This window comes from Ruegeria sp. CDSC081 (assembly GCF_059610485.1).
The window spans coordinates 75522-101313 of sequence record NZ_JBXWNS010000011.1; the positions used below are offsets into that span (position 1 = coordinate 75522).

General features: G+C 57.6%; 26 protein-coding genes. 11 read left to right on the forward strand and 15 right to left on the reverse strand.

What is annotated here, in order from left to right; all coding sequences use genetic code 11:
* Window positions 1–41: 41 nt before the first annotated feature.
* Window positions 42–536: a GNAT family N-acetyltransferase gene (locus AC2FH9_RS18085; protein ID WP_496698023.1), complete on the reverse strand. Its 495-nt coding sequence runs from the start codon at window positions 534–536 to the stop codon at window positions 42–44.
* A gap of 71 nt (window positions 537–607) precedes the next feature.
* Between AC2FH9_RS18085 and AC2FH9_RS18090 the strand changes: the two genes are divergently transcribed.
* Both AC2FH9_RS18090 and AC2FH9_RS18095 read left to right on the forward strand, forming a co-directional pair.
* Entirely contained in the window at window positions 608–1213 is a 606-nt protein-coding gene (locus AC2FH9_RS18090) for a flavin reductase family protein (protein ID WP_142638022.1), read from the forward strand.
* Window positions 1213–1851, forward strand: coding sequence for a CatB-related O-acetyltransferase (locus tag AC2FH9_RS18095; protein ID WP_496794056.1), 639 nt, complete (start codon window positions 1213–1215; stop codon window positions 1849–1851). The genes AC2FH9_RS18090 and AC2FH9_RS18095 overlap by 1 nt, the downstream gene beginning before the upstream one ends.
* Before the next feature lie 32 nt (window positions 1852–1883).
* Here the strand turns inward: AC2FH9_RS18095 and AC2FH9_RS18100 are convergent, their stop codons facing one another.
* A complete protein-coding gene (locus AC2FH9_RS18100; RefSeq protein WP_142638018.1) occupies window positions 1884–3518 on the reverse strand; it encodes a SulP family inorganic anion transporter in 1635 nt (544 codons plus the stop codon).
* Between the two features lie 302 nt (window positions 3519–3820).
* Here AC2FH9_RS18100 and AC2FH9_RS18105 point away from each other — a divergent pair, with 302 nt between their 5' ends.
* The 3 genes from AC2FH9_RS18105 (at window position 3821) to AC2FH9_RS18115 (ending at window position 6491) form a co-directional block, all read left to right on the forward strand.
* Window positions 3821–4693 (forward strand): S-methyl-5'-thioadenosine phosphorylase, encoded by an 873-nt coding sequence (locus tag AC2FH9_RS18105; protein ID WP_496872477.1) that lies wholly within the window; start codon window positions 3821–3823, stop codon window positions 4691–4693.
* Between the two features lie 100 nt (window positions 4694–4793).
* Window positions 4794–5810 (forward strand): DUF418 domain-containing protein, encoded by a 1017-nt coding sequence (locus AC2FH9_RS18110; RefSeq protein WP_496872478.1) that lies wholly within the window; start codon window positions 4794–4796, stop codon window positions 5808–5810.
* Window positions 5811–5861: 51 nt separating this feature from the next.
* Window positions 5862–6491 (forward strand): LysE family translocator, encoded by a 630-nt coding sequence (locus tag AC2FH9_RS18115; protein ID WP_496750762.1) that lies wholly within the window; start codon window positions 5862–5864, stop codon window positions 6489–6491.
* Window positions 6492–6495: 4 nt separating this feature from the next.
* Here the strand turns inward: AC2FH9_RS18115 and AC2FH9_RS18120 are convergent, their stop codons facing one another.
* Window positions 6496–6669 (reverse strand): hypothetical protein, encoded by a 174-nt coding sequence (locus tag AC2FH9_RS18120; RefSeq protein ID WP_281995766.1) that lies wholly within the window; start codon window positions 6667–6669, stop codon window positions 6496–6498.
* Window positions 6670–6982: 313 nt separating this feature from the next.
* Between AC2FH9_RS18120 and AC2FH9_RS18125 the strand changes: the two genes are divergently transcribed.
* Window positions 6983–7522 (forward strand): adenine phosphoribosyltransferase, encoded by a 540-nt coding sequence (locus AC2FH9_RS18125; RefSeq protein ID WP_142638010.1) that lies wholly within the window; start codon window positions 6983–6985, stop codon window positions 7520–7522.
* A 12-nt stretch (window positions 7523–7534) separates the two neighbouring features.
* Here the strand turns inward: AC2FH9_RS18125 and AC2FH9_RS18130 are convergent, their stop codons facing one another.
* From AC2FH9_RS18130 to coxB, 11 genes are all read right to left on the reverse strand, one after another.
* Window positions 7535–8950, reverse strand: coding sequence for an FAD-binding oxidoreductase (locus tag AC2FH9_RS18130; protein ID WP_496750763.1), 1416 nt, complete (start codon window positions 8948–8950; stop codon window positions 7535–7537).
* Between the two features lie 38 nt (window positions 8951–8988).
* On the reverse strand, window positions 8989–9807 hold the full coding sequence (locus tag AC2FH9_RS18135; RefSeq protein ID WP_496708223.1) for an MBL fold metallo-hydrolase: 819 nt from the start codon (window positions 9805–9807) through the stop codon (window positions 8989–8991).
* 104 nt (window positions 9808–9911) lie between these two features.
* Window positions 9912–10496 carry a GNAT family N-acetyltransferase gene (locus AC2FH9_RS18140; protein WP_271950493.1) on the reverse strand — a complete coding sequence of 195 codons (585 nt, stop codon included), beginning with the start codon at window positions 10494–10496 and terminating at the stop codon, window positions 9912–9914.
* Window positions 10496–11758, reverse strand: coding sequence for a M16 family metallopeptidase (locus AC2FH9_RS18145; RefSeq protein WP_142638002.1), 1263 nt, complete (start codon window positions 11756–11758; stop codon window positions 10496–10498). The genes AC2FH9_RS18140 and AC2FH9_RS18145 overlap by 1 nt, the downstream gene beginning before the upstream one ends.
* Window positions 11755–13143: a threonine synthase gene (gene thrC / locus AC2FH9_RS18150; RefSeq protein ID WP_496872482.1), complete on the reverse strand. Its 1389-nt coding sequence runs from the start codon at window positions 13141–13143 to the stop codon at window positions 11755–11757. The genes AC2FH9_RS18145 and thrC overlap by 4 nt, the downstream gene beginning before the upstream one ends.
* Entirely contained in the window at window positions 13140–13817 is a 678-nt protein-coding gene (locus AC2FH9_RS18155) for an SURF1 family protein (protein ID WP_496872483.1), read from the reverse strand. Before AC2FH9_RS18155 ends, thrC begins: the two co-directional genes overlap by 4 nt.
* 155 nt (window positions 13818–13972) lie before the next feature.
* On the reverse strand, window positions 13973–14788 hold the full coding sequence (locus AC2FH9_RS18160) for a cytochrome c oxidase subunit 3 (RefSeq protein ID WP_142637996.1): 816 nt from the start codon (window positions 14786–14788) through the stop codon (window positions 13973–13975).
* Window positions 14789–14810: 22 nt separating this feature from the next.
* Window positions 14811–15386, reverse strand: coding sequence for a cytochrome c oxidase assembly protein (locus AC2FH9_RS18165; RefSeq protein WP_496703997.1), 576 nt, complete (start codon window positions 15384–15386; stop codon window positions 14811–14813).
* Window positions 15386–15547: a cytochrome c oxidase system small membrane protein gene (locus AC2FH9_RS18170; protein WP_185956706.1), complete on the reverse strand. Its 162-nt coding sequence runs from the start codon at window positions 15545–15547 to the stop codon at window positions 15386–15388. Before AC2FH9_RS18170 ends, AC2FH9_RS18165 begins: the two co-directional genes overlap by 1 nt.
* Window positions 15544–16500, reverse strand: a complete 957-nt coding sequence (gene cyoE / locus AC2FH9_RS18175) for a heme o synthase (RefSeq protein WP_496872484.1) — start codon at window positions 16498–16500, stop codon at window positions 15544–15546. The genes AC2FH9_RS18170 and cyoE overlap by 4 nt, the downstream gene beginning before the upstream one ends.
* 87 nt (window positions 16501–16587) lie before the next feature.
* Window positions 16588–17499 (reverse strand): cytochrome c oxidase subunit II, encoded by a 912-nt coding sequence (gene coxB, locus AC2FH9_RS18180; RefSeq protein WP_142637990.1) that lies wholly within the window; start codon window positions 17497–17499, stop codon window positions 16588–16590.
* A 176-nt stretch (window positions 17500–17675) separates the two neighbouring features.
* Between coxB and tldD the strand changes: the two genes are divergently transcribed.
* From tldD to AC2FH9_RS18205, 5 genes are all read left to right on the forward strand, one after another.
* Window positions 17676–19097 (forward strand): metalloprotease TldD, encoded by a 1422-nt coding sequence (gene tldD / locus AC2FH9_RS18185; RefSeq protein ID WP_496872485.1) that lies wholly within the window; start codon window positions 17676–17678, stop codon window positions 19095–19097.
* Between the two features lie 239 nt (window positions 19098–19336).
* Window positions 19337–20467: a DNA-processing protein DprA gene (dprA, locus tag AC2FH9_RS18190; protein WP_496872486.1), complete on the forward strand. Its 1131-nt coding sequence runs from the start codon at window positions 19337–19339 to the stop codon at window positions 20465–20467.
* 150 nt (window positions 20468–20617) lie between these two features.
* Window positions 20618–23251 carry a type I DNA topoisomerase gene (topA, locus tag AC2FH9_RS18195; protein WP_496872489.1) on the forward strand — a complete coding sequence of 878 codons (2634 nt, stop codon included), beginning with the start codon at window positions 20618–20620 and terminating at the stop codon, window positions 23249–23251.
* 91 nt (window positions 23252–23342) lie between these two features.
* Entirely contained in the window at window positions 23343–24047 is a 705-nt protein-coding gene (locus AC2FH9_RS18200) for a CoA transferase subunit A (RefSeq protein ID WP_496794040.1), read from the forward strand.
* Complete coding sequence (locus AC2FH9_RS18205; protein ID WP_142637980.1) at window positions 24047–24673, forward strand: 3-oxoacid CoA-transferase subunit B; 627 nt, start codon at window positions 24047–24049, stop codon at window positions 24671–24673. Before AC2FH9_RS18200 ends, AC2FH9_RS18205 begins: the two co-directional genes overlap by 1 nt.
* A 43-nt stretch (window positions 24674–24716) precedes the next feature.
* Here the strand turns inward: AC2FH9_RS18205 and AC2FH9_RS18210 are convergent, their stop codons facing one another.
* Window positions 24717–25583 carry a lytic transglycosylase domain-containing protein gene (locus AC2FH9_RS18210; RefSeq protein WP_496872490.1) on the reverse strand — a complete coding sequence of 289 codons (867 nt, stop codon included), beginning with the start codon at window positions 25581–25583 and terminating at the stop codon, window positions 24717–24719.
* Window positions 25584–25792 lie beyond the last annotated feature (209 nt).

Below are 25792 nucleotides of genomic sequence, written 5' to 3' on the forward strand. Positions count from 1 at the left end.
GCCCCTAGAACATCGGCACTTACCGCAGCGGTTTCAATAGCTCAGCGGCTCCAGCGGGTTACCGGACCAGTTATTCCGTCCCATCCGCCGGGTATCAGGTCCACGCCAAGAACCCGATCCGGGTTGGTTGGCGGGGGCATCTCGACCCCGGTCAGACGGGTGAATCCAAACCGAGCATAATAGGGTGCATCCCCGACCAACATGACCCTGTCCCAACCCTTGGTTCGCCCGGCCCGCAATCCTTCGTGGATCAAAAATCCACCCAGTCCTTCACCTTGATGGGTCGGGTGGACGGCCACAGGGCCCAAAAGCAGCGCGTCCTGATTGCCAACATGCACGGGCCAGAATCTTATTGCACCGGCCAGGATATCCTGCCCGTCCCGCACCACCTGTGACAAGCCTGACATTGGCGGGACATCATCGCGCAGGCGATACGAAGACAGCGCTTCGCGCCCGGGCGCGAAGCACAAATCGTACAAAGCCTCGACTTCCCACCAATCGTCCGGCTCCTCCGGCCTGATCACGAATTGCTGCACCCTGCCCTCTTTTCCTAGCTGGAATTCGCCCTAGCACTTCGTTACGCCTTGGGCAAACGCTTGGAGACCTTATGTTCTATCGCCCAGAAGACGGCCACGGCCTGCCACACAATCCGTTCAACGCCATTATCACCCCGCGCCCGATCGGCTGGATATCAACCCGTGGCGCGGATGGGACCAACAACCTCGCGCCCTATTCGTTCTTTAATGGTGTGGCCTACACACCCCCGCAGGTCATGTTTGCCTCGACCGGAACCAAGGCCGATCAGGACGGTGGAAAGGACAGCATCGCCAATATCGAGGCAACAGGCGTATTCTGCGTGAACGTTGTCGCCCACGCCCACCGCGACGCAATGAACGCCAGTTCAGCCGCGCTGCCCAAACATGTCGACGAGTTCAAACACGCCGGCCTTACCGCAATCGAATGCGAGACCATCCCCTGCGCCCGTGTCGAAGGTGCCCCAGCCGCATTGGAATGCAAGCTCACGCAGATCGTGACCCTGCCCGGACAAGCGAACCGGGTTGTGTTCGGCGAAGTGACAGGAGTGCATCTGCACGACGACCATATGCGGGATGGCAAATTCGATGTGACGTCTTTCAAACCACTGGCACGGCTTGGCTACCGGGATTATTCGGTCGCGTCCGAGCTGTTCAGCCTTTCAAGACCGGATGACTAATGCCTTTACCTGACGCATCGCGCCGATACCCAATCACATTGCCTGACGGCTCGGACCACCCGGGAACGGTCTTTCTGTCTCAGGCTATCGACCACCCCAGAATAGAAGCCGGTGAATATAGCTATGCGTCGGATTTCGACGCACCAGAGGATTGGGCGCAACGCCTTGCCCCTTATCTGTTCCCGTTTTCCCGCGAAAAACTTGTCTTGGGTAGATTCTGTCAAATCGCCCACGGCGTCCGGTTCATCACTTCATCGGCCAATCACGCCATGAGCGGGGCGACATGCTATCCTTTTCCCGTTTTCGATCCCGAAAAGCTGTTGGAATATCAACCTGACAGGCGCGATACCGTGATCGGAAATGACGTTTGGATCGCATACGGTGCCTTGATCATGCCTGGCGCTAAAATCGGAGATGGCGCCATTATCGGTGCAGGATCCGTCGTGCGCGGAACAGTACCGCCTTATGCAATCGTGACAGGCAATCCTGCAGAAGTACGACGGTATCGGTTTGAGGCCGGTACAATCGACCGGCTGCTTGCTTTGAAGTGGTGGGATTGGCCAACTGATCTGATTACCGAATCCGAAAGTGCTCTGCTGTCCGGAAACGTCGATATGCTGGAGCGTTTAGCCCCCTAAAAAAAGGCGGCCCATTTGGCCGCCTTTCACAATCAGTGCCCACCCAGAATGCCGGTGCGAACAGAATAATCGACCGCCAGCGCGTAATCGGGGTCATCGTCGCTGTCGACCATCAAATGGCCTGCCTTGTTCAGCAGTTTGTGACAGTCACGACTGAGGTGACGGAGCATGACGCGCTTTCCTGCGGCTTCATATTTCGAAGCGATGTTCTCGATGGCCTGCAATGCCGACTGATCCACCACACGGCTTTCGGCAAAATCGACAATCACGGTTTCCGGGTCGTTTGAAACGTCGAATATCTCAACAAATCCCTCGGATGAACCAAAGAACAGCGGCCCTTGAATCTCGTAGACCTTTGCGCCTTTTTCCGTCAGTGAATCGCGGGTGATTGCATGGATACGCTTGGCGTTATTCCAAGCATAAGCCAGGGCCGAGACGATCACACCAACAACAACCGCTACCGCCAGGTCCTCCATCACGGTCACGACAGTCACCAGCACGATGACAAACGCGTCCATCAAGGGCACTTTGCGCATGATCTTGAACGAGTTCCAGGCGAAGGTCCCGATCACCACCATGAACATCACCCCGACCAAAGCGGCCAATGGAATCTGCTCAATCAGCGGGGAGGCGAACAGGATGAATACCAACAGGAACAGCGCCGCTGCGATACCTGCAATGCGCGTGCGCCCACCTGATTTCACGTTGATCATGGACTGACCTATCATGGCACAGCCGCCCATGCCTCCGAAAAAGCCAGTGGCCACATTGGCAAACCCTTGGGCGATACATTCTTGCGAGGCACCACCACGTTTGCCGGTGATTTCGCCAACAAGGTTCAGCGTCAGAAGCGACTCGATCAGGCCAATCGCTGCCAATATGACGGCGTATGGCAGGATGATCTCAAACGTCTCCCAGTTCAGCGGCACCATCGGGATGTGGAACGGCGGCAAGCCACCTTCGATCGAGGCAAGATCGCCCACCCGTGGGACGTCCAGTCCAAAACCAATCACCAATGCTGCGACGACCATGATCCCTGCCAAAGGCGCCGGGACAATGCGTGTAATGCGCGGCACGATAAGGATCACTGCCATAGTCAGGCCGACCAGACCCAACATAGTAAAAAGCTGAATACCGGAAAGCCATTCGCCACCGCTCATGCCATGGCCCGTGTTTTCCATGCTGCCGGGAACTTTGAATTGGCCCATCTGGGCCAGAAAAATCACGATGGCCAATCCGTTCACAAACCCAAGCATCACTGGATGTGGTACCAGCCTGATAAAACGCCCCCAGTGCATCGCCCCTGCGATCAGCTGCAGTATTCCCATCAAAACAACTGTAGCGAAGAGGTATTCGACCCCATGTTCTGCCACCAAGGCAACCATCACCACGGCCAGGGCCCCGGTTGCGCCCGAAATCATACCCGGACGCCCACCGATCAGTGCAGTAATCAGCCCCACCATGAACGCAGCATACAAACCAACCAAAGGATGCACGCCCGCGACAAACGCAAAGGCCACCGCCTCAGGGACCAAAGCAAGTGCAACCGTCAGGCCGGACAGCAGCTCGATCCGAAGGCGCGAGACGGTCAGCCCCTCGTCCGGAACCCAACGAAGATCAGGTTTGGCGATACGATTGGCAAAGCTTGCCAGCATAGCTCGGGGCATAGGGCGTCCTGTTGGTTTATGGGTTCGCGCGAAAAAGGGACTTCTATCTGTGAACCGGTTTTTGAGCCACCGCATCAGGCGGGAGGCTGATATGCGCAGCACGCATAGCACATATCTCGCGAATAGGTGAATTGATGTCGGTTCGTTGCCGTCACACCTTGGCTTGACGCTCTGCCTGGCTCGGATAGCAACGACCCGAACCCCTGCGAAAAAAGTGATAAATCCACCGGGCGATCACCCTTGTCAAACCATGCAGCGCAGCGCACAAATCGCTGAACAGGCACCAAAATCGGAGAAAACCAGTGACCCAGACCAAGATTGCCGTCATCGGCGGATCAGGCATTTACGACATCGACGGATTGGAGAATGCGCAATGGGTCTCGGTTGAAACGCCTTGGGGTAAGCCTTCGGACCAAATACTGACCGGCGCGCTGAACGGGATAGAGATGGCGTTCCTGCCTCGCCACGGGCGTGGCCACATTCATTCGCCGACGGACGTGCCCTATCGCGCCAACATCGACGCGCTGAAACGTCTGGGGATCACGGATGTGATCTCGGTCTCGGCCTGCGGATCGTTCCGCGAGCATATGGCACCCGGCGATTTCGTTGTCGTCGACCAGTTCATCGACCGCACCTTTGCGCGGGACAAAAGCTTTTTCAGCTCCGGCTGCGTGGCCCACGTCAGTGTCGCCCACCCGACCTGCCCACGTTTGGCAGATGCTTGCGAGACGGCTGGCAAGGCCGCCGGCATCACCATTCATCGCGGCGGCACCTATCTGGCGATGGAGGGGCCGCAGTTCTCGACACTGGCGGAATCCAAAATGTACCGCGAGCATTGGGGCTGCGATGTGATCGGAATGACTAACATGCCCGAGGCTAAACTCGCCCGAGAGGCCGAGCTTTGTTATGCTTCGATCGCCATGGTCACCGATTACGACAGTTGGCACCCGGACCATGGCGAGGTCGACGTGACCGCCATTATCGCCACCCTGACCGGGAACGCCGAAAAAGGCCGGGCGCTGGTCAAGGGCTTGCCAGAGTTGCTAGGGGCAGAGCGCCTGCCCTGCCCGCACGGGTGTGACCGGGCGCTGGAATACGCGATCCTGACCGCGCCAGAAAAGCGTGATCCGGCGCTGCTGGCGAAACTGGACGCAGTCGCGGGGCGGGTGCTCTAGCGATTGGTATCAGCGCCTTTTCCGGTCGGCCGCATCAGTACTTAACCGAAAGGCAGCCTTTTAAGTTCGGTACGGGCGGCAGGGAACGAAGAGGATAGGAATGAAACGGCTCGAGGCCCTGGACGCCGCACGCTTTCTGGCATTTTGCGGCATGGTGCTGGTGAACTTTCGCATCGCGGCGCAGGTCAAACCGGTAGATGACTGGGCATCGGCGCTTGTCGATGCACTGGAAGGTCGTGCTGCTGCATTGTTTGTCATTCTGGCCGGGATCGGTATTGGCCTGTCCAGCCCTTCTGCTGGAATTCTGTTACAACGGGCTGCATTTCTGTTCGTACTTGGCCTGATCAACATGACCATGTTTGAGGCCGATATCCTGCATTTCTATGCATTGTATTTTGTTGTCGGCGCGGCGTTTCTGTCCTCGTCCATCTTTGGTTTGTGGCTTGGCGCATGCAGTGTCGTTGTCCTGGCCGTTCTCGCCAATCTTATCTTTGACTATGATCAGGGATGGGACTGGGTTTCCCTGACCCATACCGACCTGTGGACGATACCGGGCTTTGTACGAAACTTGCTGTTCAATGGTTGGCACCCCGTTCTACCTTGGGCAGCGTTCTTGCTGATCGGTATGGCGATTGGGCGATCGCAACTACAGACGGTCTGTGTTCAGCACCGGTTGATCATGTGGGGATTTGGTGCAGCGGTTCTGGCCCTGTTTCCGCAAAAGCTGACAACCGATCCTGACCTGGCCGCCTATCTGGGCACTCAATCCATCCCTCCGGGGCCGTTTTACATTTTGGCCGGGGCTGGAACCGCCTGTGTGGTGATCGGCCTGTCGCTAAAGCTCTGGCCGCGGATTCAAGGGCTGGGCGCCGCGATGGCGCTGACTGCGCCTGGGCGGCAAAGCCTGACGCTGTATATCGCACATATCGTGATTGGGATGGGCATTCTGGACGAGGCCGACCTGCTGGACGGATCGCTCAGCGCGCCACAGATCGTTGGCTACGCCTTGGGTTTCTGCGTGCTGTCCTCAGGATTTGCGCTGCTATGGTTCCTGCGCTTCAGACGCGGACCGCTTGAGGCGTTGATGCACCGCGTGACCCGGCCCTCAGGGGCTTGACCTTTGCTCGTCACCAAAGCTTGATACTGGCGTATCTTAATCGGAGATCACATGCCCTTTGACATCTGGCTGGCCTTTGTGGCCGCATCCACCGCTTTGCTGCTGATCCCCGGCCCCACTGTTCTGCTGGTGCTCAGCTATGCGCTGTCCAAAGGCCGCAGCGTTGCCGTAGCCTCGGCCACCGGGGTGGCGGTTGGCGATTTGGTGGCCATGACGACCTCATTGCTGGGATTGGGAGCATTGGTTCTGGCCTCAGCTACGTTGTTTTCCGTATTGAAGTGGATTGGCGCGGCCTATCTGGTGTGGCTGGGTATCAAGTTACTCCGCAGCGCCCCTTCGGCGGGGCTGCAAGCGGTTGAACCCGGCGCAGATATCACTGCGCGAGGCGTCTTTGGTCACGCGGCCGCTGTAACCGCCCTGAACCCCAAATCGATTGCGTTCTTTATCGCCTTCGTGCCGCAATTCCTGCGCCCTACCGAACCTTTGGGCCCTCAATTCGCGATCCTGATAGGCACTTTCGTTGGGCTGGCCTGGTTGAACACATTGGCCTATGCCCTATTGGCAGATCGGCTGCGCCATATGATCGGCCGCGCAAGCACCATTCGCGCATTGACGCGTTTCGGGGGACTGACCCTGATCGGTATGGGGATCGCCACATCAATCCTGCGTCGCCCGGCCTGAGGGCCTATTCTGCAGTGTGATCATTCATAAATCCGCGAATAAACCGCCTGATTTCTCGCGCCGCCGACGTGTCGAGTTCCCTGCACAGCTCTACAAAAGCATCGCGCTCGCCACGATCCAGCCGCAGAACCAGCTGGCTGTCCTTTTTGGCTGAAACCTTACGATCTGTCCCTGACATGCACTTTGTCTCCAAAAGACTTCAGAAGGAATGAAACGTATATACTAAGTATATAGAAAACATATGATGGGCAGCTAACAACCTTGCGGAATCTTTGCAAGTAGCCTGTGTTCAATTCAGGTAATTCTTTTTCGGAACCAACGCATTGGCTAAAAAAAGACGACGTCTTGGGAAACCTATCTGGTTTTTTCGGTGAGATAGGCAATCGCACGTTCTAGGAAGATTGCAAGCCAGCACATTCATTCTGTTCTTGCATGACCGTCCCCAATGGGCCAAACAACCCTGCGTGTTTTGACGCCAGAAGGGGTTGGTCATGTCAAGAAACAAGTCGGTCAAGGATTACATCCGAACCATCGTCGATTTTCCGCACGAAGGGATCATGTTTCGGGATGTCACCACCTTGTTTGCAGACCCGCGCGGGTTTCGTATGGCGATTGATCAGATGTTGCACCCCTATGCCGGCGAACAGATCGACAAAGTCGTGGGGCTTGAGGCGCGCGGTTTCATATTGGGCGGCGCCATCGCTCATCAGCTGAGCGTCGGTTTCGTCCCCATCCGCAAAAAGGGCAAGCTGCCCGGCACAACAATCAGCCAGGATTACACGCTGGAATACGGCGAGGCTATCGTCGAGATTCACGATGATGCCATCCAACCGGGTGAGAAAATTCTCGTCGTGGATGACCTGCTGGCCACCGGAGGCACCGCCGCCGCCGGGATCAAACTGATCGAACGGCTGGGCGGCGAGATCGTGTCATGTTCCTTCATCATCGATCTGCCTGAACTGGGCGGGCGCAAGGTTCTGGAAGAGATGGGCATGGATGTTCATGTCCTGTGCGAATTCGAAGGGCTCTGATCGATCCCGCAGTTACAGCCGCAGGACAGCGCCGGGGTTCATGATCCCTTTGGGGTCCAACGCCGATTTGATCGCCCGCATCGCGCTCAATTTGACCGGATCGCCATATCGCTCCAGATCTTCGGTCTTCAATCGCCCGATACCGTGCTCTGCGCTGACGGATCCCTGGAATTCATGCACAAGGTCATGAACGGCCCTTTTTACCTTCGCACTTTCGGCGTCATACTCTGACCGGGAATGCCCGTTTGGCGGAAACACATTGTAATGTAGGTTCCCGTCGCCCAGATGCCCGAAACAGTTCACCCGATACGGACCAAGCGCGGCCACAACATCTGCACCACGCCGGATAAATTCTGGGATGGCCGAGATCGGCACCGAGATATCGTGGCTTGAGACCGACCCGATCAGCCGGTTTGCATCCGGAATACGCTCGCGCACGGCCCACATGTCCTGCCGCTGCGCCTCACTTTGGGCAATCACCGCATCGGTGACCAGCCCACGTACCTCAGCGGCCTCGTACAGCACCTCAAACGCGGTTTCAGGTGATTGGCCCATCGACAAGCCAATCTCGATCAGTACAGACCATTCGGGCGGCTCGGCAAAGGCCTGCCGCGTGTCTGGCAGAACCTCACTCAGGAACAAAAGCCCCTGTTGGTGAATCAGTTCAAATGCGCTGACGCTGTCCCCCATGAGGTCCCGCGCCAGCGCCAGCAAATCAACCGCCGCTTCGGCAGAGGTGACCTGAACCATGGCCGTTCCAACCGCCTCAGGGCAGGGAAACAGCTTGAGTGCCGCCGCAGTGATGATCCCTAGCGTCCCTTCGGCTCCGATCAAAAGATTGCGCAGATCATACCCGGTATTGTCCTTTCGCAACCGGCTGAGCCCATGCCAGATTTCGCCGCTTGGTAGAACCGCCTCAAGGCCCAGACACAGGTCACGGGCGTTTCCATAGCGCAACACGTTAACCCCCCCTGCATTTGTCGACAGGTTCCCTCCGATCCTACATGACCCCTGTGAGGCAAGGGAAAGTGGAAATAACCGGTTCGCGCCTTCGGCAGCCGCCTGCACATCTGCAAGGATCACACCGCCTTCTGCAATCATCACATTCTCTGTCGGATAGACAGCCCGGATCGCTGTCATCCGCTCTAGCGAGATCAGCAAAGGCGCAGGCCCGTCCGACGTCACCTGACCGCCAACAACACCGGTGCCGCCCCCATATGGCACCACCGGGACCGATGCCTCGGCAGCCAATCGGATCAGAACCGCTACCTCTTCGGCCGTTCTGGGCACCGCAAGCACCCCCGCCTGCCCGGAAATCCGACGGCGCGGCTCCTCGAGATATCGCGCGGTGACCGGTCGCAGCACTTCATCCGGCAACGCGGCGCGAATTGATTGGGCGAATTGATCGTCTGCGGGATTCAGGGTCATGCCCATTCCTTGCCCAAGGCAACAGGTCCCGACAAGCCCTATTCCAACTCGATCAGGTATTGCGGCTCTAACACAACCACCGTTGGCCGGTCCGGAAGTGAGCGCAGGGATACGGTGATTTCCGACACGCCATCGCGCTCAACCGGGAAATCGCCCCTGACATCCGCCAGAAACCGATCCAGCGAATAGTCCGAAAACCAATGCATCGGAATAATGACCGAGCTTTTCAATCGTTTCAGAACCGAGATCATCTCGGGCAGCGGCATGGTCGTCCCGCCATCAACGGCGGCCATGACAACATCTAACCGCCCAAGGGCCGCAAATTGCGCGTCCGATGGGACGTGGTGCAGATGACCCAGATGCCCGATACACAAGCCCGCCACCTCAAACACAAAGATCGAATTGCCACGTTCTTCGACCCCGCCATAAACAGAACGGATATCGGTCGAGACATTGCGCACCAGCATCTCGTCCAGATCCAGATGATGTTCGATCCCCTCCCCGAACACGCCCCACCCCTCCAGCACATGCGGAATGGCGGGATCGGGGTATTCGGTCCAATGGGTGCCATGGGCGTGGTTCATCGTCACCACATCGGGAATCAGACTGGCCCCGCCGATGAACCCGGTGAAATCCGTCACGGCGTTCAACCCGCCCTGCGTCTGGATCAGGAAAGACGCATGCGCGACATAGCTGATCCGAACCGAATGCTCCGGCACCGGATCCTGCCAGGCTGCTTTATGCAGGTACTCGATCCCCGGCGCCGCATCCGCAATGGCGATGCAATGGCTTGGCCGACGCTCCTGCGCCACAGCCCCGCCCGAGATCACCATCAATGCAAAAACCACCCAGCGCATGACGTGATTGTAGCGCAAGAGCTCGCCAAGTCATGCCCCTAGTTCATCTGGCCAAAAATACCTCGGGGTTTGGGGCAGAGCCCCAATGGCCTCACCGAGGCCACCTACCCCGCTTCTGTCTTCCCGCGCCGGTCCGACCGCAGACAGGCATATAACACATGCGTTCGCCAGCGCCCGTCAATCTGCAGATAGGACTGCGCCACGCCTTCGTATTTAAAGCCCGAGCTTTCCAGCAATCCGCGCGAGGGTTTGTTTTCGGGCAGGCAGGCCGCCTCGATCCGGCTCAGGTCTAAACGCGTGAAGGCATGATGGACCACCGCGCCAATAGCCTCGCGCATATACCCGTTGCGAGCAAAGGCTTGGCCCGTCCAATAGCCCAGGGTCCCCGCCTGTGCTGGGCCACGGCGCACATTGTCCAGGGTGATCGCACCGACCAGCAGGTCATCAGATCGCCGGAACAGAAATAACGGAATCGCCGTCCCACTCGCAACCGAGCGCTGCGCCCAGTAGACACGGTTAGTAAAGGATTTCCGGCTCAAGTGGTCCGAGGCCCAGATCGGCTCCCACTGGGTCAGAAAATCTCTGGACGAGCGCCGCAGCGCTGCCCAGTCATTAAAATCGGAGTGCACGGGCGGGCGCAAGCTGAGCCGCTCGGTTTCAAGTTTCAGCTTGCGTCTGCCCAGAAGCATCACGCCGCGCGCCTCTCCTGCAAGTCCGCGAGTGTGGGTGCACCTGATACCGGACCATAAAGCGCCAGCGCCGCTGGCGCTTGTGCTGCTATCTGCTCGGCAAAGCTGCGGACATCTTCGGTGCTGACCGCGTCAATCTTGGCAACAGTATCCTCAAGCGACGGCACCCGTCCCCAGATCTGCACCAGACGCGCCAGACGCTCGGCCCGGTTCGAGGGGCTTTCCAGCCCCATCAGCATTCCGGCCTTCATTTGCGCACGAGCACGGGCGACCTCTTCGGGGCTCATATCCTCGGCGGCACGCTTCATTTCGTCAATGGTGATCGTCGCCAACTCACCGATCTGATCCGCAGATGTGCCCGCGTAGATCGTGGTAGTGCCGGTGTCGGCATAGGCGCCGGCCTGGGCAAAGATCGTATAGCAAAGCCCGCGTGTTTCCCGAACTTCCTGAAACAAGCGCGAAGACATACCCCCGCCCAGCGCGGTCGAATAAATCTGCGCGGTATAGATCGCGTCGTCGCGATAGCCGGGGCTTTCCAGCGCCAAAGCGAAATGAGCTTGCTCCAGTTCTTTCTCCTGCCGCGCCTCACCACCGGTAAATCGGGCCACTTCAGGGATCAAACCCTTGCGTGGTTGCAGGTGACCAAACATCTCTTCGGCCGTTTTCATCAGTGCATCATGATCAACCGCACCAGCAGCGGATAGGATCATCTGTTCAGGGCCATAATGCTCGGCCACGAAACCCGACAGATCCTCGCGCGAGAATGCGCTGACGCGTTCAGTGGGGCCAAGTATGGTCCGGCCCAGGGGCTGGTCGTGATAGCTCTGCTCTTGCAGCCAGTCAAAGATTACATCGTCGGGCGTGTCATAGGCCTGACCGATTTCCTGTAGGATCACACCGCGTTCGACCTCAATCTCGCGCGGATCGAAGATCGGGTTCAGGACGATGTCACCGATGACATCCATCGCCAGCGCCACATCGTCTTTTAGAACGCGCGCGTAATAGGCCGTCACCTCGCGCGAAGTATAGGCGTTGATATACCCGCCCACATCCTCGATCGCTTCGGCAATTTGTAGCGCGGATCGCCGTTTGGTTCCCTTGAACGCCATATGCTCAAGGAAATGGGCTATGCCATTTTGTTCGATCCGCTCATTGCGCGCACCGGCGGTTACCCAGATGCCTATGGCCGCAGATTGCAGCCCCGGCATATGTTCACTGACGATACGGAATCCGTTCTTCAGTTGGTCTTGTCTGACAGTCACTCGGCGATATGCCCTTTGATATGATCCTCAAGGGCGCCCAGATCATTGGCGATGCGGGTCACCCGTTCCGGACGTTCATACAGATCAGACATGCGAGAGGGAAGAGGCGGATGTACGCCACTCGCCTTCTCGACCGCAGCCGGGAACTTGGCCGGGTGTGCGGTCGCCAAAGTGATCATCGGGACGTTCGCGTCGCGGTGCTCCTCGGCAACTTTGATACCCACGGCAGTATGGGGGCAGACCAGTTCGGTGCTGTGGGCCAGCGTGGCTGTGATCGTCGCCAGTGTTTCCTCTTCGGACACGCGGCCCGAGTCGAAGCTTTCGCGCAACGCTTCCATCGCGCCTTGGTCGACATTGAAGCCGCCCGTCTTCAGCTCGTCCATCAGCTGAGCCACAGAATTGCCATCCTCGTCATAGGCATAATACAGCGCCCGTTCAAAGTTCGAGCTGACCTGAATATCCATCGAAGGGCTGATCGAAGGGATCGTGTTTCCCTTGAAATACCCTTCGCCTGCCAGGCACCGATGCAGAATGTCATTCTGGTTGGTCGCCACTACCAACCGGTCAATCGGCAAGCCCATGCGTTTGGCCAGATAGCCCGCAAAAATGTCGCCGAAATTGCCTGTCGGCACGGTAAAGCTGACCTTGCGATGCGGTGCGCCAAGGCTGACGGCGGCCGAGAAGTAATAGACGATCTGTGCCAGCACGCGGGCAAAGTTGATCGAGTTCACCCCCGCCAGTTTCACACCGTCACGGAAGTCGAAATCGTTGAACATATCTTTCAGCGCGGCCTGACAGTCGTCAAAGTCCCCGTCGACGGCCAGAGCATGCACATTGCTGTCCGAAGGTGTGGTCATCTGACGACGCTGCACCTCGGAAACGCGGCCATGCGGATACAGGATAAACACGTCTACCGCATCCAGCCCCCGGAACGCCTCAATCGCGGCAGAACCGGTATCACCGCTGGTCGCGCCCACGATAGTCACCCGATCCCCGCGACGCTTCAGCGCTACCTGGAACAACTGACCGATTAGCTGCATGGCGAAGTCTTTGAAGGCCAGTGTCGGGCCGTGAAACAACTCCAGCAGGAAGTGGTTCTCGTTCAACTGCTTCAACGGTGCGCGGGCGTCATGGCCGAACCCTTTATAGGCGCGGGCAATGATCTGTTTGAACTCATCTTCCCCAAATGATCCGCTGACATAGGGCCACATCACACGAAAGGCGATCTCCTCATAGGACAGGCCGGCCAAAGCAGCGATGTCATCCTGGCTCATCACCGGGATCTCAGCGGGCAGATACAGGCCGCCGTCGCGGGCCAGCCCGGTCAGCATCGCCTCTTCAAAACTCAGTTCGGGCGCCTGCCCGCGGGTTGAGACATATTTCATTGCGCTTCACTTTCTGATGGGGCGCGACCGCGCCACAGGAAATAACCAGTCATCGCAGCCCAGACCAAAGCCAGGCCAAACCATGTGATCGCGTATCCCAGATGATCATTCGGGATGCCCGCAGTGTCCACTGGCAGAGGGGTCACATTCGGATCGGTTTGGGACCGTGCGATCAGCAGAACCGGGTCGGTTCCCAGAGCTGCGGCAAGAGCGGGAACATCGCGGGCAAACCAGATATTAGCAGACAAATCGGGTTCGGGCGTATAGCCGTCGATCTCATCCGGCCAGTGCAGATTGCCCGTCAGTTCGATCTGCCCGGTTTGTCTTTCAACCTGTTTGGCAGTGGTTGGGATAAAACCGCGATCGACCAGAATAGTCCGGTCGCCAGTATCGAAAGCTTGGATAACTCGATAGCCAGCGCCTACTTGTTTCACCGAAACCAGAACATGGATTTCACCCGGCTGCATCTCACCCTGGACGAAAACCGGTAAGTACTTGTCCCGTGTCTCGGAAGGCTGCTGCGGCAGGGTAACAGGTTCGGCGGAGATCCGGTCGTTAATCTCGGCCAACACGTCTTGTTTCCACCCAAGCCGCTGTACCTGCCAGACGCCCAGCGACACAAGTACGCCCAGACCGGCGAGCCCGAAGATCAGCAGGAAAGTTATGCGGCGCATGGCGGGGTCAAACCTTGTTGCAGAAACCGGCGTCTTGTTAAGGGCGGTGTGAACTGAATTGCAACCACCCATTTGTATCGGGTGCAATCTTGCACCCTGATAGAGAAAAAGCCGCCCTTGGGGGCGGCTTTTGCAATTTTGTTACCGGTCCGGCGTCAGATCAAAGGGGCTTGTCCCCAGATATAGACTGCGAAGAACAGGAACAGCCAGACAACGTCAACAAAGTGCCAGTACCAGGCCGCGGCCTCGAAACCAACGTGCTTTTCCGGCGTGAAATCACCCTTCAGTGCCCGGATCAAACAGACCGACAAGAAGATGGTGCCGATAATCACGTGGAAGCCGTGAAAGCCGGTTGCCATGAAGAAGTTCGAATAGAACTGATCACCACCGAATTTCCAGCCCTCATGGGCCAGCAATTCGTAGTACTCAAAGCCCTGCAGAGCGGTAAAGGCGATGCCCAAAACGATACCAATAGCGAGGCCGTTGATCAGCGCCTTGCGGTCATTGTCATGCACCAGCGCGTGGTGCGCCCAGGTGATGGCACAGCCCGAAAGCAGCAGGACCAGCGTGTTGATCAGCGGCAAGTGGAACGGGTCAACCGCGTGGATATCCGGCTGGATGTATTCGGTGCCCGCATAGTCGTACATCGGGTACATGCGGTGTTTGAAGAACGACCAGAACCAGGCGAAGAAGAACATCACCTCGGACATCACGAATAGGATGAACCCATAGCGCAGGCCAATGCGCACGACCGGCGTGTGATCGCCTACACGGCTTTCGGCCACCACTTCGGACCACCAGGCGAACATGGTGTAAAGAACCGCGACAAGACCGGCCCAGAACATGTAGGAGGTGACGCCGTGCATCCAGAGGACGGCTCCGAACAACATCACAAAGCCGCCCGCAGCGCCGATCAGTGGCCAGATCGAAGGGGTCAGAATGTGGTAATCATGATTTTTTGCGTGTGCCATCAGCGTCCCTCACCTACAGGCGTTAGTTCTTGTTTGTATCACCCTGAACATCAAGGGCGGCATAGCCCTCGGGCAGGTCAATTTCGTAGAATGTATACGACAGAGTGATCGTATGCACATATTTGGCTTCCAGATCCTCGACCATTTCGGGATCGACGAAAAAGCTCACCGGCATCTGAACCCGTTCTCCGGGTTGCAACACCTGTTCTTCAAAACAGAAACAGGCGATCTTCTGGAAATACCCCCCGGCCGAATAAGGCGCAACGTTGTAAGACGCCTGACCGGCAATCGGGCGGTCCGTGGGGTTATATGCCTCATAGAAGGCCAAGCCCGTTTCACCGATGCGGATTTCCATCTGGCGCTCGACCGGCTTAAATTCCCAGGCCATGTCTTTCGCCTTTGAGGCGTCAAAGCGAACGGTAACAGTGCGCTCAAGGATGTCCTCTGGCGCGGCTTCAGCCACTCCGGTTGTGCCGCCATACCCGGTGACCCGGCAAAACCAGTCGTAAAACGGTACCGAAGCCCAGGCGAGGCTGCCCATCAGAACAACAACGCCGACGGTTTGCACGACGGTTTTTTGCGGCCCCGTGAGCGCCATCAGTTCTGCACCTCTTGCATGGCCCTGTTAAAATCGGTCCCTGAGACTTTGACGATCGTCAGCCCAAAGATCAGCACGATGAATGCAGCAAGCGTCAGGCCAACCCCCAGATTTCGGCTGAACCGACGTTGATGCAACTCATGGCTTTTGCGCAGGCTCATGCCCAGCCTCCCAGCCCGTAAGGCTTCAGCAGTGCTTCGGCAAGGATCGCGCCGAAATGCAGGAAAAGATACAGCAGCGAGAGCTTGAAAAAGCCACGCTCAACTTTGAAGTTATCAGCCTCGGAGTCATCCTCGGTCCGACGCGAGATTGCCCATGCTCCGCGCAGGAACAACGCGTTCAGTACAATAGCGACGGTCAGATAGACCGGACCGCCGATTGCCGAAAAGCCGGTTCCAATCGCAAGCGCTGCCAGCAGAACGGTGTAGACCAGAATATGCCAGCGCGTCGCCCGCCGACCATGGGTTACCGTCAACATTGGCACACCCGCATCGTCGTAATCCGACCGCATAAACAGGGCCAGCGCCCAGAAATGCGGCGGCGTCCACATGAAGGTGAGGGCAAACATCAGCCAAGGTTCGACGGACATGGATCCGGTTGCAGCGACCCAGCCGATGACCGGCGGGAAAGCCCCAGCTGCGCCGCCAATCACGATGTTCTGTGGCGTCGAGCGCTTGAGCCACATCGTGTAGACAACGACATAGAAGAAGATGGTGAAGCCCAGAAAGGCTCCGGCGAACCAGTTGGTTGCAAGACCCAACATGATCACCGACAGGCCGGACAGTGCCAGGCCCAAGGCCATCGCTTCGCCCTCTTGTACCTTGCCCGACGGTATTGGGCGACCTTTGGTGCGATTCATAACGCGGTCGATATCTGCATCCCACCACATGTTCAGCGCGCCGGATGCGCCACCTCCGATGGCAATGAACAATATCGCGCAGAACCCAACGAACGGATGTACCGGTACCGGCGCTGCCAGCAGACCAACAAGCGCCGTGAATACAACCAGCGACATCACGCGCGGCTTCAGCAGGGCGAAGTAATCGCCAAAGCTGGCCTCATTCGCATACGCTTGGGCGGTCGTTTGGCTTGCATTGATGCTTGCGTCGCTCATCTCGGGTCCTTTTGGGGCGAAGGCTGTGCGATCTCTCGCACAGCCTGCATCTTGTAGCAGGCGGGACGCATCCCGCCCTTACTGAAATCAGTTCGAAGCGACCTGATAATTCTGCGGCAGGCCCGCATACTCGTCGATCGCACCTTTCAGCCACGCGTCATACGCCTCTTGGCTGACAACTTTGACAGTGATCGGCATATAGGCATGGTCTTTGCCGCACAGTTCCGAACACTGGCCGAAATAGATGCCTTCCTTTTCGGCCTCAAACCACAGCTCAGCCAGGCGTCCGGGTACACCGTCCTGCTTCACACCGAAGGACGGAATGGTCCAGGAATGGATCACGTCGGACGCAGTCACTTGCATCACGATGACCTTGCCAACCGGGACAACAACCGCTGTGTCGGTGGCCAGCAGCCACTCATCGTCGCTATACCCTGCGTCTGCCAGCTTGGCCCGCATCGCGTCATCCAGGACAAACGCCGTCACGTCCGCATCGGCGGGGCGGGTACCTTCGTCCAACGTGGCCGGATGGCCAAGCAGATAGCTGTCGAATGCAAAATCGTGATCGACATACTCATATGTCCAATACCACTGGTTGCCGACAACCTTGATAACGACATCACCTTCGGGAATTTCCTGCTGCTTGAACAGAACCGGCAGAGAGAAAGCACCGATGAATACTAGAATCAGAATCGGACCCAACGTCCAGACGATCTCGACCGGAGTATAGTGCGAGAATCGCGCTGGGGTCGGGTTGACGCGTTGGTTATAACGCATGATGCAGTAAACCAGCAGGCCCGCAACGAATATGCAGATCGCGGTGATAATCACCAGAATCATATTATCCAGGCGATGAATCCCCTCGGCAAGGCTTGTGGCTGCAGGCTGGAATCCTATGCCGCCGTCAACCGGCTGACCAATAATCTCAAGCTCCTGAGCCATGGCGGGAAGGCTGGAGAGGGCTGTCATAAGCCCCGAAAGCTTTAAAGCGTTCTTCATTTTCTGTCCTGATCGTTTGATCTTTGCGTCCCTGGCGAAAAGGTGTGAATCGGCCACACCTCACCCGTTGTCTTTGGCCGCGTTAAAAACCATATTCCTGCGGGTAGATAAAGCAAAATGCTTGCGTCAAACAGACGCTATTTTTGATCTGGATCAAACTCGAAAGGTCCCAAGAGATGCCCAACGACCCGTTTCGCCCGTTTGAAAGCGCTCTTCCACATGACGAAGCGCTAGCGGTACTGCAATCCGCCACCGCCGGGGCCGAGGACGGAGAATTGTACGTTGAACGCCGGAAATCCGAGTCTCTGGTCTTTGATGACGGGCGCTTGCGGACCGCTTCTTATGACGCGTCCGAAGGTTTCGGCCTGCGCGCCGTACAGGGCGAAGTGGCAGGCTATGCGCATTCAACGGACGTCTCGATTCCTGCCCTGAAACGGGCCGCCGAGACCGCGCGGCTGGCGGTCGGTGATGGTGGCGGAACGCTAGCTGATGCCCCCCGGGCCACCAACAAGCGCCTCTATACAGACGAAGACCCGATCGAATCTGCCAGTTTCCCCGTCAAAATCGAAACATTGCGCGAGATTGACGCCTTTGCCCGTGATCTTGATCCCCGTGTAGTACAGGTCAGCGCCACTATTGCTGCTGCGGTGCAGGAGGTTGAGATTCTACGCCCTGACGGCATTCTGGTCCGCGATGTCCGCCCCATGACCCGGTTGAATATCTCGGTCATCGTGGAACAGAACGGCCGTCGTGAGAGCGGCTCGACCGGTGGAGGTGGCCGGATCGGCCTGGACGGGCTGATCGACCCAACCGACTGGCAGGATAAAGCCCGCGAGGCCCTTCGCATCGCCATGGTCAACCTCGAGGCTGTTCCCGCCCCTGCGGGCGTGATGGAGGTCGCACTGGGCCCTGGCTGGCCCGGCATCTTGCTGCACGAAGCAATCGGCCACGGCCTTGAAGGGGATTTCAACCGCAAGGGCAGTTCCGCCTTTGCCGGGCTGATGGGTCAACAGATCGCGTCCAAAGGTGTTACGGTCGTTGATGACGGCACAATCGCAGACCGGCGCGGGTCAATCAGCGTCGATGATGAGGGCACACCCAGTTCGCGCACTGTGCTGATCGAAGACGGCATCCTGACCGGATATATGCAGGATCGCCAAAACGCCCGTCTGATGGGTGTTGCGCCAACCGGGAATGGGCGGCGTCAAAGCTATGCCCATAAACCAATGCCGCGGATGACAAATACAATCATGCTGGGTGGCGATGCCGATCCCGCCGCTTTGGTAGCCGATATAAAAGATGGCATCTGGGCGGTTGGCTTTGGCGGCGGCCAGGTGGATATCACCAATGGCAAGTTCGTGTTTTCCTGCACCGAGGCATACCGGGTTGAAAACGGCAAAATCGGCGCGCCGGTCAAAGGGGCAACATTGATTGGCGATGGCCCCTCTGCCCTCAAACGCGTTCGCGGGTTGGGCAACGACATGGCCTTGGATCCGGGATTGGGCACGTGTGGCAAGGATGGCCAATGGGTGCCCGTGGGCGTCGGGCAACCTACGGTCCTGATGGATGGGCTGACGATTGGAGGATCGGCGGCCTAAGTAGAATCGGTCACTGCTTCCAAAGCGCAGGGTTAACGCTCCGCTTTGGATATGCATTGATACTTTGCGGAGAGGTGTTTTCCGACTTCCGACTCGGCCGTATTTTTTGCCGTTGTTTTTCAACAACCTACGCAACTGAGACAACCGAGCCTCGAAATATATCCGGAAAATTTGACAGGATTCACACGCTGTTAACCCTGGCAGCCGTAAACCAGTTCTGCAATCAGACGGAGCAACGGATGACCGAAGAGCAGCTTTCTTCCAATCACCCCACACTCCCACCCACCACGGAAGAGGATCGGTTTTCCTGGCTTCGTTTGTTGCGTTCTCGCAAAGTGGGCCCGGCGACGTTTCGGCGGCTGCTTCGCGAACATGGCTCGGCGCAGAATGCGCTGGCCGCGCTGCCGGAAATGGCACGCGCCGCCGGAATAGAAGGGTATGAAATCTGCCCGCCCGGCGTGATTGAGGCGGAACTCAAGGCCGCAAAAGCTGCCAATGCGCGGCTTTTGTGCCTAGGGTCCGCCGATTTCCCATCCGCTTTACATGATCTGAATGATGCTCCGCCAATGTTGTGGGCAATCGGTGACACCTCTCTTTTACAGCGCCCCTCGGTCGCTATGGTCGGTGCCCGCAACTGCTCATCTCTGGGCGCGCGAATGGCGCGCGGATTGGCGACCGATCTGGGAAAACAGGGTTATGTGATCGTTTCTGGCCTGGCCCGCGGGATTGATACCTCGGCGCACCTAGCCACGGTTGAAACAGGCACCATCGCCGTTATGGCGGGGGGGGTCGACGTGGTTTACCCTGCTGAAAATACCGATCTTGCCGCTGAAATCGCAGGTTCCGGGCTGCGCGTCTCGGAGCAACCCATGGGCGTCACGCCACGGGCGCGCCATTTCCCGCGTCGCAACCGGATCATCTCGGGCCTGGCAAAGGCCGTTATTGTGGTCGAAGCCGCCGCCAAATCCGGCAGCCTGATTACAGCGCGCGACGCCTTGGACCAGGGGCGCGATGTTCTGGTCGTACCCGGGCACCCCTTTGACGCGCGTGCGGCCGGCTGCAACCTGCTGATCCGCGACGGTGCTACTTTGATAAGGTCTGCAGAAGATGTGATCGAAGCGCTACCGCAGCAAGCGAACCTATTCGAACCCCAGCAAATGCTCCAAAAGAATTTACCCCGCACACCATGCTCAACCAATGACCTGGAACGCCTAATTCTGACCCGGCTCGGCCCCTCTCCTATCGCCGAAGACCAGTTGATCCGCGATGTTGAGGCAACGGCGGGTGAAATTGCCCCGGTTTTGGTCGATCTGGAACTGGACGGACGTATTCAACGCCAACCCGGGGGTCTTCTTTCATTGTCCGCCTGAGTGTTGAATATCCAATCTTATACAGGCATCCCATTGAAATCGCGTATAAATCCTTGCTTTCAAAGGAACGCATTGACAATTCGCTCTTGCCCTACACATCTTGCACACTCATAGAAGGCGCCAATTCCGTCGAGCGAGGTTTCCCCTTAAATGCCTGTAGTTGTTGTAGAATCCCCTGCCAAGGCCAAAACAATCAATAAATATCTTGGCCCGGACTACACGGTTCTGGCGTCTTACGGCCATGTTCGAGATCTGCCGCCCAAAGATGGCTCGGTCGATACCGAGGATGAGTTTGCGATGAAATGGGAGGTCGGGAACGACAGCCGCAAACATGTCAAAGCCATCGCCGACGCGCTGAAAGAAGACAACGCCCTGATCCTCGCCACCGACCCCGATCGTGAGGGGGAGGCGATCAGTTGGCACCTGCAAGAAGCGCTGACCAAGCGCCGCTCGATCAAGAAAGATACGCCGGTCAGCCGAGTGACCTTCAACGCCATCACCAAAGATGCGGTGACCGAGGCGATGCAGAACCCACGTCAAGTCGACATGCCGCTGGTCGAGGCCTATCTGGCCCGCCGTGCATTGGACTATCTCGTGGGCTTCAACCTGTCGCCCGTTCTATGGCGCAAGCTGCCCGGCGCGAAATCCGCTGGTCGCGTGCAATCGGTCTGCCTGCGCCTGATCGTCGAGCGCGAGATGGAGATCGAGGCGTTCAAGCCGGTTGAATACTGGTCGGTGCGTGCCCTGTTCGAAACGCCGCGCGGTCAGACCTATGAGGCGCGCCTGGTCACTCTGGCCGGTAAAAAGCTGGACAAGCACGATCTGTCCAACTCAACCCAGGCCGAACTGGCGGTGCAGGCGATCACCAGCCGCGCGCTCAGTGTCACTTCGGTCGAGGCGAAACCCGCCGCTCGAAATCCCAGCGCACCCTTCATGACCTCGACCCTGCAGCAAGAGGCCAGCCGCAAGTTCGGCATGGGTGCGCGTCACGCGATGCAAGTGGCACAGCGCTTGTATGAGGCCGGCTACATTACCTATATGCGAACCGATGGCATCGACATGGCCCCCGAGGCCGTGGCGGCTACGCGCGAGACCATCGCCGACCGCTATGGCGCGGAATATGTGCCGGACAGCCCTCGCATCTATAAGAACAAGGCAAAGAACGCGCAGGAAGCCCACGAATGCATCCGGCCTACGGATATGACCCGCGATGCCAAAGCGCTGAAGGTAACGGACGACGATCAGCGCAAGCTCTATGACCTGATCTGGAAACGCACCATTGCCTGCCAGATGGCCGCTGCCCGGCTGGAACGCACAACTGTCGAAATCGGAAGCGAAGATGGGCAGGTTGGCCTGCGCGCGACCGGTCAGGTGGTGATGTTTGACGGGTTCATGCGTGTCTATGAAGAAGGCCGCGATGATGTCGCCGATGAGGATGACAAACGCCTGCCCCAGATCATGCAGGGCGACCCTGCACGGTTCTCTAAAACCACGTTGCGGGATCAGTTCACCAAAGCGACAAGCGATGGCACGGACCGGGCCGCGAAAGAGGCCATTCTGTCAGACAATGAATCAGTTCTGGCACTGCAACATCACACTCAACCGCCGCCGCGCTATACCGAGGCGACGTTGGTCAAGCGGATGGAAGAGTTGGGGATCGGGCGACCGTCGACCTATGCCTCGATTGTCACAACGATTCAGGACCGGGAATATGTACGCAAGGACAAGAACCGGCTGATCCCCGAAGAAAAGGGACGGATCGTCACGATTTTTCTGCTGAACTTCTTCCGTCAGTATGTCGGTTATGAATTCACCGCCAATCTGGAAGAACAGCTGGACGATGTGAGTGCAGGTGATCGGGACTATAAGGATCTGTTGGGCAAATTCTGGCGCGACTTCTCGGCCGCGATTGGCGAGACATCGGAACTCCGCATTTCCGAAGTGCTGGACAAACTGGACGAAGCATTGGCACCGCAGCTCTATCCGCCACGCGAGGATGGATCTGACCCGCGTGTCTGTCCGAAATGCGGCGCAGGCCAGTTGCACCTGAAAACTTCACGCACTGGCGGGTTCGTCGGCTGCGGCAACTATCCCGAATGCACCTATACCCGTCCTATCGCCGGTGAAGGTGCCGAGGGTGAAGAGCGCCTGCTGGGTGAAGATTCAGGTGATGATATCTGGCTGAAGACCGGTCGGTTCGGACCTTATGTTCAACGTGGAGAGCCAACGCCCGAGAACAAGAAACCTCCGCGCACCTCGCTGCCACGTGGCTGGAGCAAGGATGATATGGATCTGGACAAGGCGCTGACATTGCTATCCCTGCCCCGCCAGATTGGTGAGCACCCCGAGGGCGGTATGATCAGCTCGAATTTCGGGCGGTTCGGACCATATCTGATGCACCAGCTGGCGGACGAGGCCAAACCGGTTTATGCAAACCTCAAAGACCCCAATGACGTGTTCGAGATCGGCATGAACCGCGCGGTCGAATTGCTTGCTGAAAAGCGCTCCAATCCGGGACGCGGACGCCGGGCTGCGGCCAAAGCGCTGAAAGAACTGGGGGAACATCCCGATGGTGGCGCAATGCAGGTTCTGGATGGGCGCTATGGTCCATATGTGAAGTGGGAAAAGGTCAACGCGACCATTCCCAAAGACATCAAACCCGAGGACGTAACGCAGGAAATGGCCATCGAACTGGTCAATGAGCGCGCGGCCCTGAAAGGGACCAAGAAAAAGGCGGCGCCCAAGAAAAAAGCCGCCAAGAAGACAACCAAGAAGGCCGGTTAGGTAGAAATACCACCCTTCGCCCGGTTTCATTGACTTCCCCGTGACGTGACGGCACAACCTGCCCAACACCATCTCATTGGGGGAGTTTTCCATGAAGAAAATCTATGCCAATGCCAACGAAGCGCTCGATGGCGTGCTTTCGGATGGCATGTTGATCGCCGCTGGCGGGTTTGGCCTGTGCGGGATTCCCGAGCTTCTGCTTGAGGCAATCAAGACCTCGGGTGCCAAAGACCTGACCTTTGCCTCGAACAATGCGGGCGTGGACGATTTCGGTATCGGTATCCTGCTGCAAACGAAGCAGGTCAAAAAGATGATCAGTTCATATGTGGGCGAAAACGCCGAATTCATGCGTCAGTACCTCAGCGGTGAGCTTGAACTGGAATTCAACCCTCAAGGCACCCTGGCCGAACGGATGCGCGCAGGTGGTGCCGGGATCCCGGGTTTCTACACAAAAACGGGCGTAGGCACTGTTATTGCCGATGGCAAAGAACACAAAGACTTCAACGGCGAGACCTATATTCTCGAAGAAGGTATTTTTGCAGATCTGGCGATTATCAAGGCGTGGAAAGCCGACGACACCGGCAATCTGGTGTTCCGCAAGACCGCCCGAAACTTCAACGTGCCCGCCGCCACTTGCGGTAAGATCTGTGTGGTCGAAGTTGAAGAGATCGTGCCGCGCGGATCTTTGGATCCGGACACAATCCACCTGCCCGGCATCTATGTGCACCGCATCATTCAGGGCAATCACGAAAAGCGCATCGAACAGCGCACCACCCGCAAGAAGGAGGACGCATAATGCCCTGGGACCGGAATCAGATGGCCGCCCGCGCGGCGCAAGAGCTGGAAGACGGCATGTATGTAAACCTCGGCATCGGTATCCCGACGCTGGTGGCAAATTATGTTGGCGACAAGGATATCACCCTGCAATCCGAAAACGGAATGCTTGGTATGGGTCCCTTTCCTTTCGAGGGCGACGAAGACCCGGACCTGATCAACGCAGGCAAGCAGACGATCACCGAACTTTCTCGGACTGCTTATTTCGACAGCGCTACGTCTTTCGCCATGATCCGGGGCGGCAAAATCGCCGCGGCAATCCTGGGTGCCATGGAAGTGGATGAAAAAGGCGATCTGGCCAACTGGATGATTCCCGGCAAGCTGGTCAAAGGCATGGGCGGCGCCATGGATCTGGTGGCCGGCGTTGGCCGTGTGATCGTGGTTATGGATCACACCAACAAACACGGTGAATCGAAAGTGCTGAAGGAATGCACTCTGCCCCTGACCGGCAAGGGTGTTGTGGATCGCATCATCACCAATTTTGGAGTTCTGGATGTGGTCGATGGCGGCCTGAAGATCGTAGAGCTCGCAGATGGTGTCAGCGAAGATGAGATGCGCGCCGCGACACAGGCGACGATTGTCGACTGATCAATTCACCTAATGGCAAGGCCCACTTCAGTGTGGGCCTTGGTCAATTAGGAGCCTGAAACACGCACCCGTCAGAAATCAACTCGGGCGGTGTCGAACACAGCGCTCGCGCCACCTGAAAAGCCGCGAGAACCTTGGGCACATAATCCCGTGTTTCCGCATAAGGCGGTACACCACCATGTTTGCGAACCGCACCCTCGCCCGCATTATATCCGGCCAGGACCAGGATCGGGTCGTTTCCAAACTCTTCCATCAGCCAGTTCAGGTATTTTACTCCGCCCGAGATGTTCTGCCCCGGGTGAAGGCTGTCCTCGACCCCAAATCGTTTCGCGGTCGCGGGCATAAGCTGCATCAATCCCTGCGCCCCAGCCGAGCTTTCCACCGTTTCGCGGCCCGCCGATTCAACCGAGATGACGGCCAGCACCAACGCAGGCGACACATTTGTCCCTACGGTCGAGCGTAAAATGTCGATCCCCTGCCGTTGAGCAATATTCTGAAGCGTCTGCAATCGGGGCGAGGCTACGTTTATGGCGGCAAGCGCATTTATCGAGTCCTGCAAACGACCCGAACTGGCCTCATCTATCCCGGGTGAGATCCTGTCCCAGAACGCTTTATAAGACCCGACAGGTTTGTTTTGCGGCGTAATTCCCGGAAGCCCCGGAGGCGTAACACGTGTCCTTGCGATAATCTCAGGAACTACGATCTCAGCCCCTGTGCTGGGCGCCGAAGGTGCTGAGGCATGTTCTGTAGGCGATATCTGAACCGTAATGCGCGGGCGCTGACCAGGCTTGGCTGCTTTGATCCGTTTATATACGCCACGCGGTTCGACCTCGTTGGCGGGGACAGACACAGGTGCGGATACCACTGCCAGCGCCAAGCCGGCGCAAGTTATTGCGTTCCGGAGATTCATTTGCCTGCCTCACGTTCTCTTTTGCGTCGATTTGAACCCCGAATCTGTCTGTAAGGCCAGAAAAACAATGTGAATTGGGGCAATTTCGCCTCATTTGGCGCCATTTTGCATCGGGTTTTATCGGTGTCCGCACGGAGGGAGGATTTTTATTGATTTAATTTCAATTAGTTAAACGGAAAGCTACCAAAAAGTTAAGCTGAGGCACAAAA

Bases quoted from the DNA above. Each gene is read 5' to 3' on its own strand.
- AC2FH9_RS18090 (WP_142638022.1), top strand. From the start codon at position 608: ATGTTCTATCGCCCAGAAGACGGCCACGGCCTGCCACACAATCCGTTC.
- AC2FH9_RS18095 (WP_496794056.1), top strand. From the start codon at position 1,213: ATGCCTTTACCTGACGCATCGCGCCGATACCCAATCACATTGCCTGAC.
- AC2FH9_RS18100 (WP_142638018.1), bottom strand. From the start codon at position 3,518: ATGCCCCGAGCTATGCTGGCAAGCTTTGCCAATCGTATCGCCAAACCT.
- AC2FH9_RS18110 (WP_496872478.1), top strand. From the start codon at position 4,794: ATGAAACGGCTCGAGGCCCTGGACGCCGCACGCTTTCTGGCATTTTGC.
- AC2FH9_RS18115 (WP_496750762.1), top strand. From the start codon at position 5,862: ATGCCCTTTGACATCTGGCTGGCCTTTGTGGCCGCATCCACCGCTTTG.
- AC2FH9_RS18120 (WP_281995766.1), bottom strand. From the start codon at position 6,669: ATGTCAGGGACAGATCGTAAGGTTTCAGCCAAAAAGGACAGCCAGCTG.
- AC2FH9_RS18125 (WP_142638010.1), top strand. From the start codon at position 6,983: ATGTCAAGAAACAAGTCGGTCAAGGATTACATCCGAACCATCGTCGAT.
- AC2FH9_RS18130 (WP_496750763.1), bottom strand. From the start codon at position 8,950: ATGACCCTGAATCCCGCAGACGATCAATTCGCCCAATCAATTCGCGCC.
- AC2FH9_RS18135 (WP_496708223.1), bottom strand. From the start codon at position 9,807: ATGCGCTGGGTGGTTTTTGCATTGATGGTGATCTCGGGCGGGGCTGTG.
- AC2FH9_RS18140 (WP_271950493.1), bottom strand. From the start codon at position 10,496: ATGCTTCTGGGCAGACGCAAGCTGAAACTTGAAACCGAGCGGCTCAGC.
- thrC (WP_496872482.1), bottom strand. From the start codon at position 13,143: ATGAAATATGTCTCAACCCGCGGGCAGGCGCCCGAACTGAGTTTTGAA.
- AC2FH9_RS18155 (WP_496872483.1), bottom strand. From the start codon at position 13,817: ATGCGCCGCATAACTTTCCTGCTGATCTTCGGGCTCGCCGGTCTGGGC.
- AC2FH9_RS18160 (WP_142637996.1), bottom strand. From the start codon at position 14,788: ATGGCACACGCAAAAAATCATGATTACCACATTCTGACCCCTTCGATC.
- AC2FH9_RS18165 (WP_496703997.1), bottom strand. From the start codon at position 15,386: ATGGCGCTCACGGGGCCGCAAAAAACCGTCGTGCAAACCGTCGGCGTT.
- AC2FH9_RS18170 (WP_185956706.1), bottom strand. From the start codon at position 15,547: ATGAGCCTGCGCAAAAGCCATGAGTTGCATCAACGTCGGTTCAGCCGA.
- cyoE (WP_496872484.1), bottom strand. From the start codon at position 16,500: ATGAGCGACGCAAGCATCAATGCAAGCCAAACGACCGCCCAAGCGTAT.
- coxB (WP_142637990.1), bottom strand. From the start codon at position 17,499: ATGAAGAACGCTTTAAAGCTTTCGGGGCTTATGACAGCCCTCTCCAGC.
- tldD (WP_496872485.1), top strand. From the start codon at position 17,676: ATGCCCAACGACCCGTTTCGCCCGTTTGAAAGCGCTCTTCCACATGAC.
- dprA (WP_496872486.1), top strand. From the start codon at position 19,337: ATGACCGAAGAGCAGCTTTCTTCCAATCACCCCACACTCCCACCCACC.
- topA (WP_496872489.1), top strand. From the start codon at position 20,618: ATGCCTGTAGTTGTTGTAGAATCCCCTGCCAAGGCCAAAACAATCAAT.
- AC2FH9_RS18200 (WP_496794040.1), top strand. From the start codon at position 23,343: ATGAAGAAAATCTATGCCAATGCCAACGAAGCGCTCGATGGCGTGCTT.
- AC2FH9_RS18205 (WP_142637980.1), top strand. From the start codon at position 24,047: ATGCCCTGGGACCGGAATCAGATGGCCGCCCGCGCGGCGCAAGAGCTG.
- AC2FH9_RS18210 (WP_496872490.1), bottom strand. From the start codon at position 25,583: ATGAATCTCCGGAACGCAATAACTTGCGCCGGCTTGGCGCTGGCAGTG.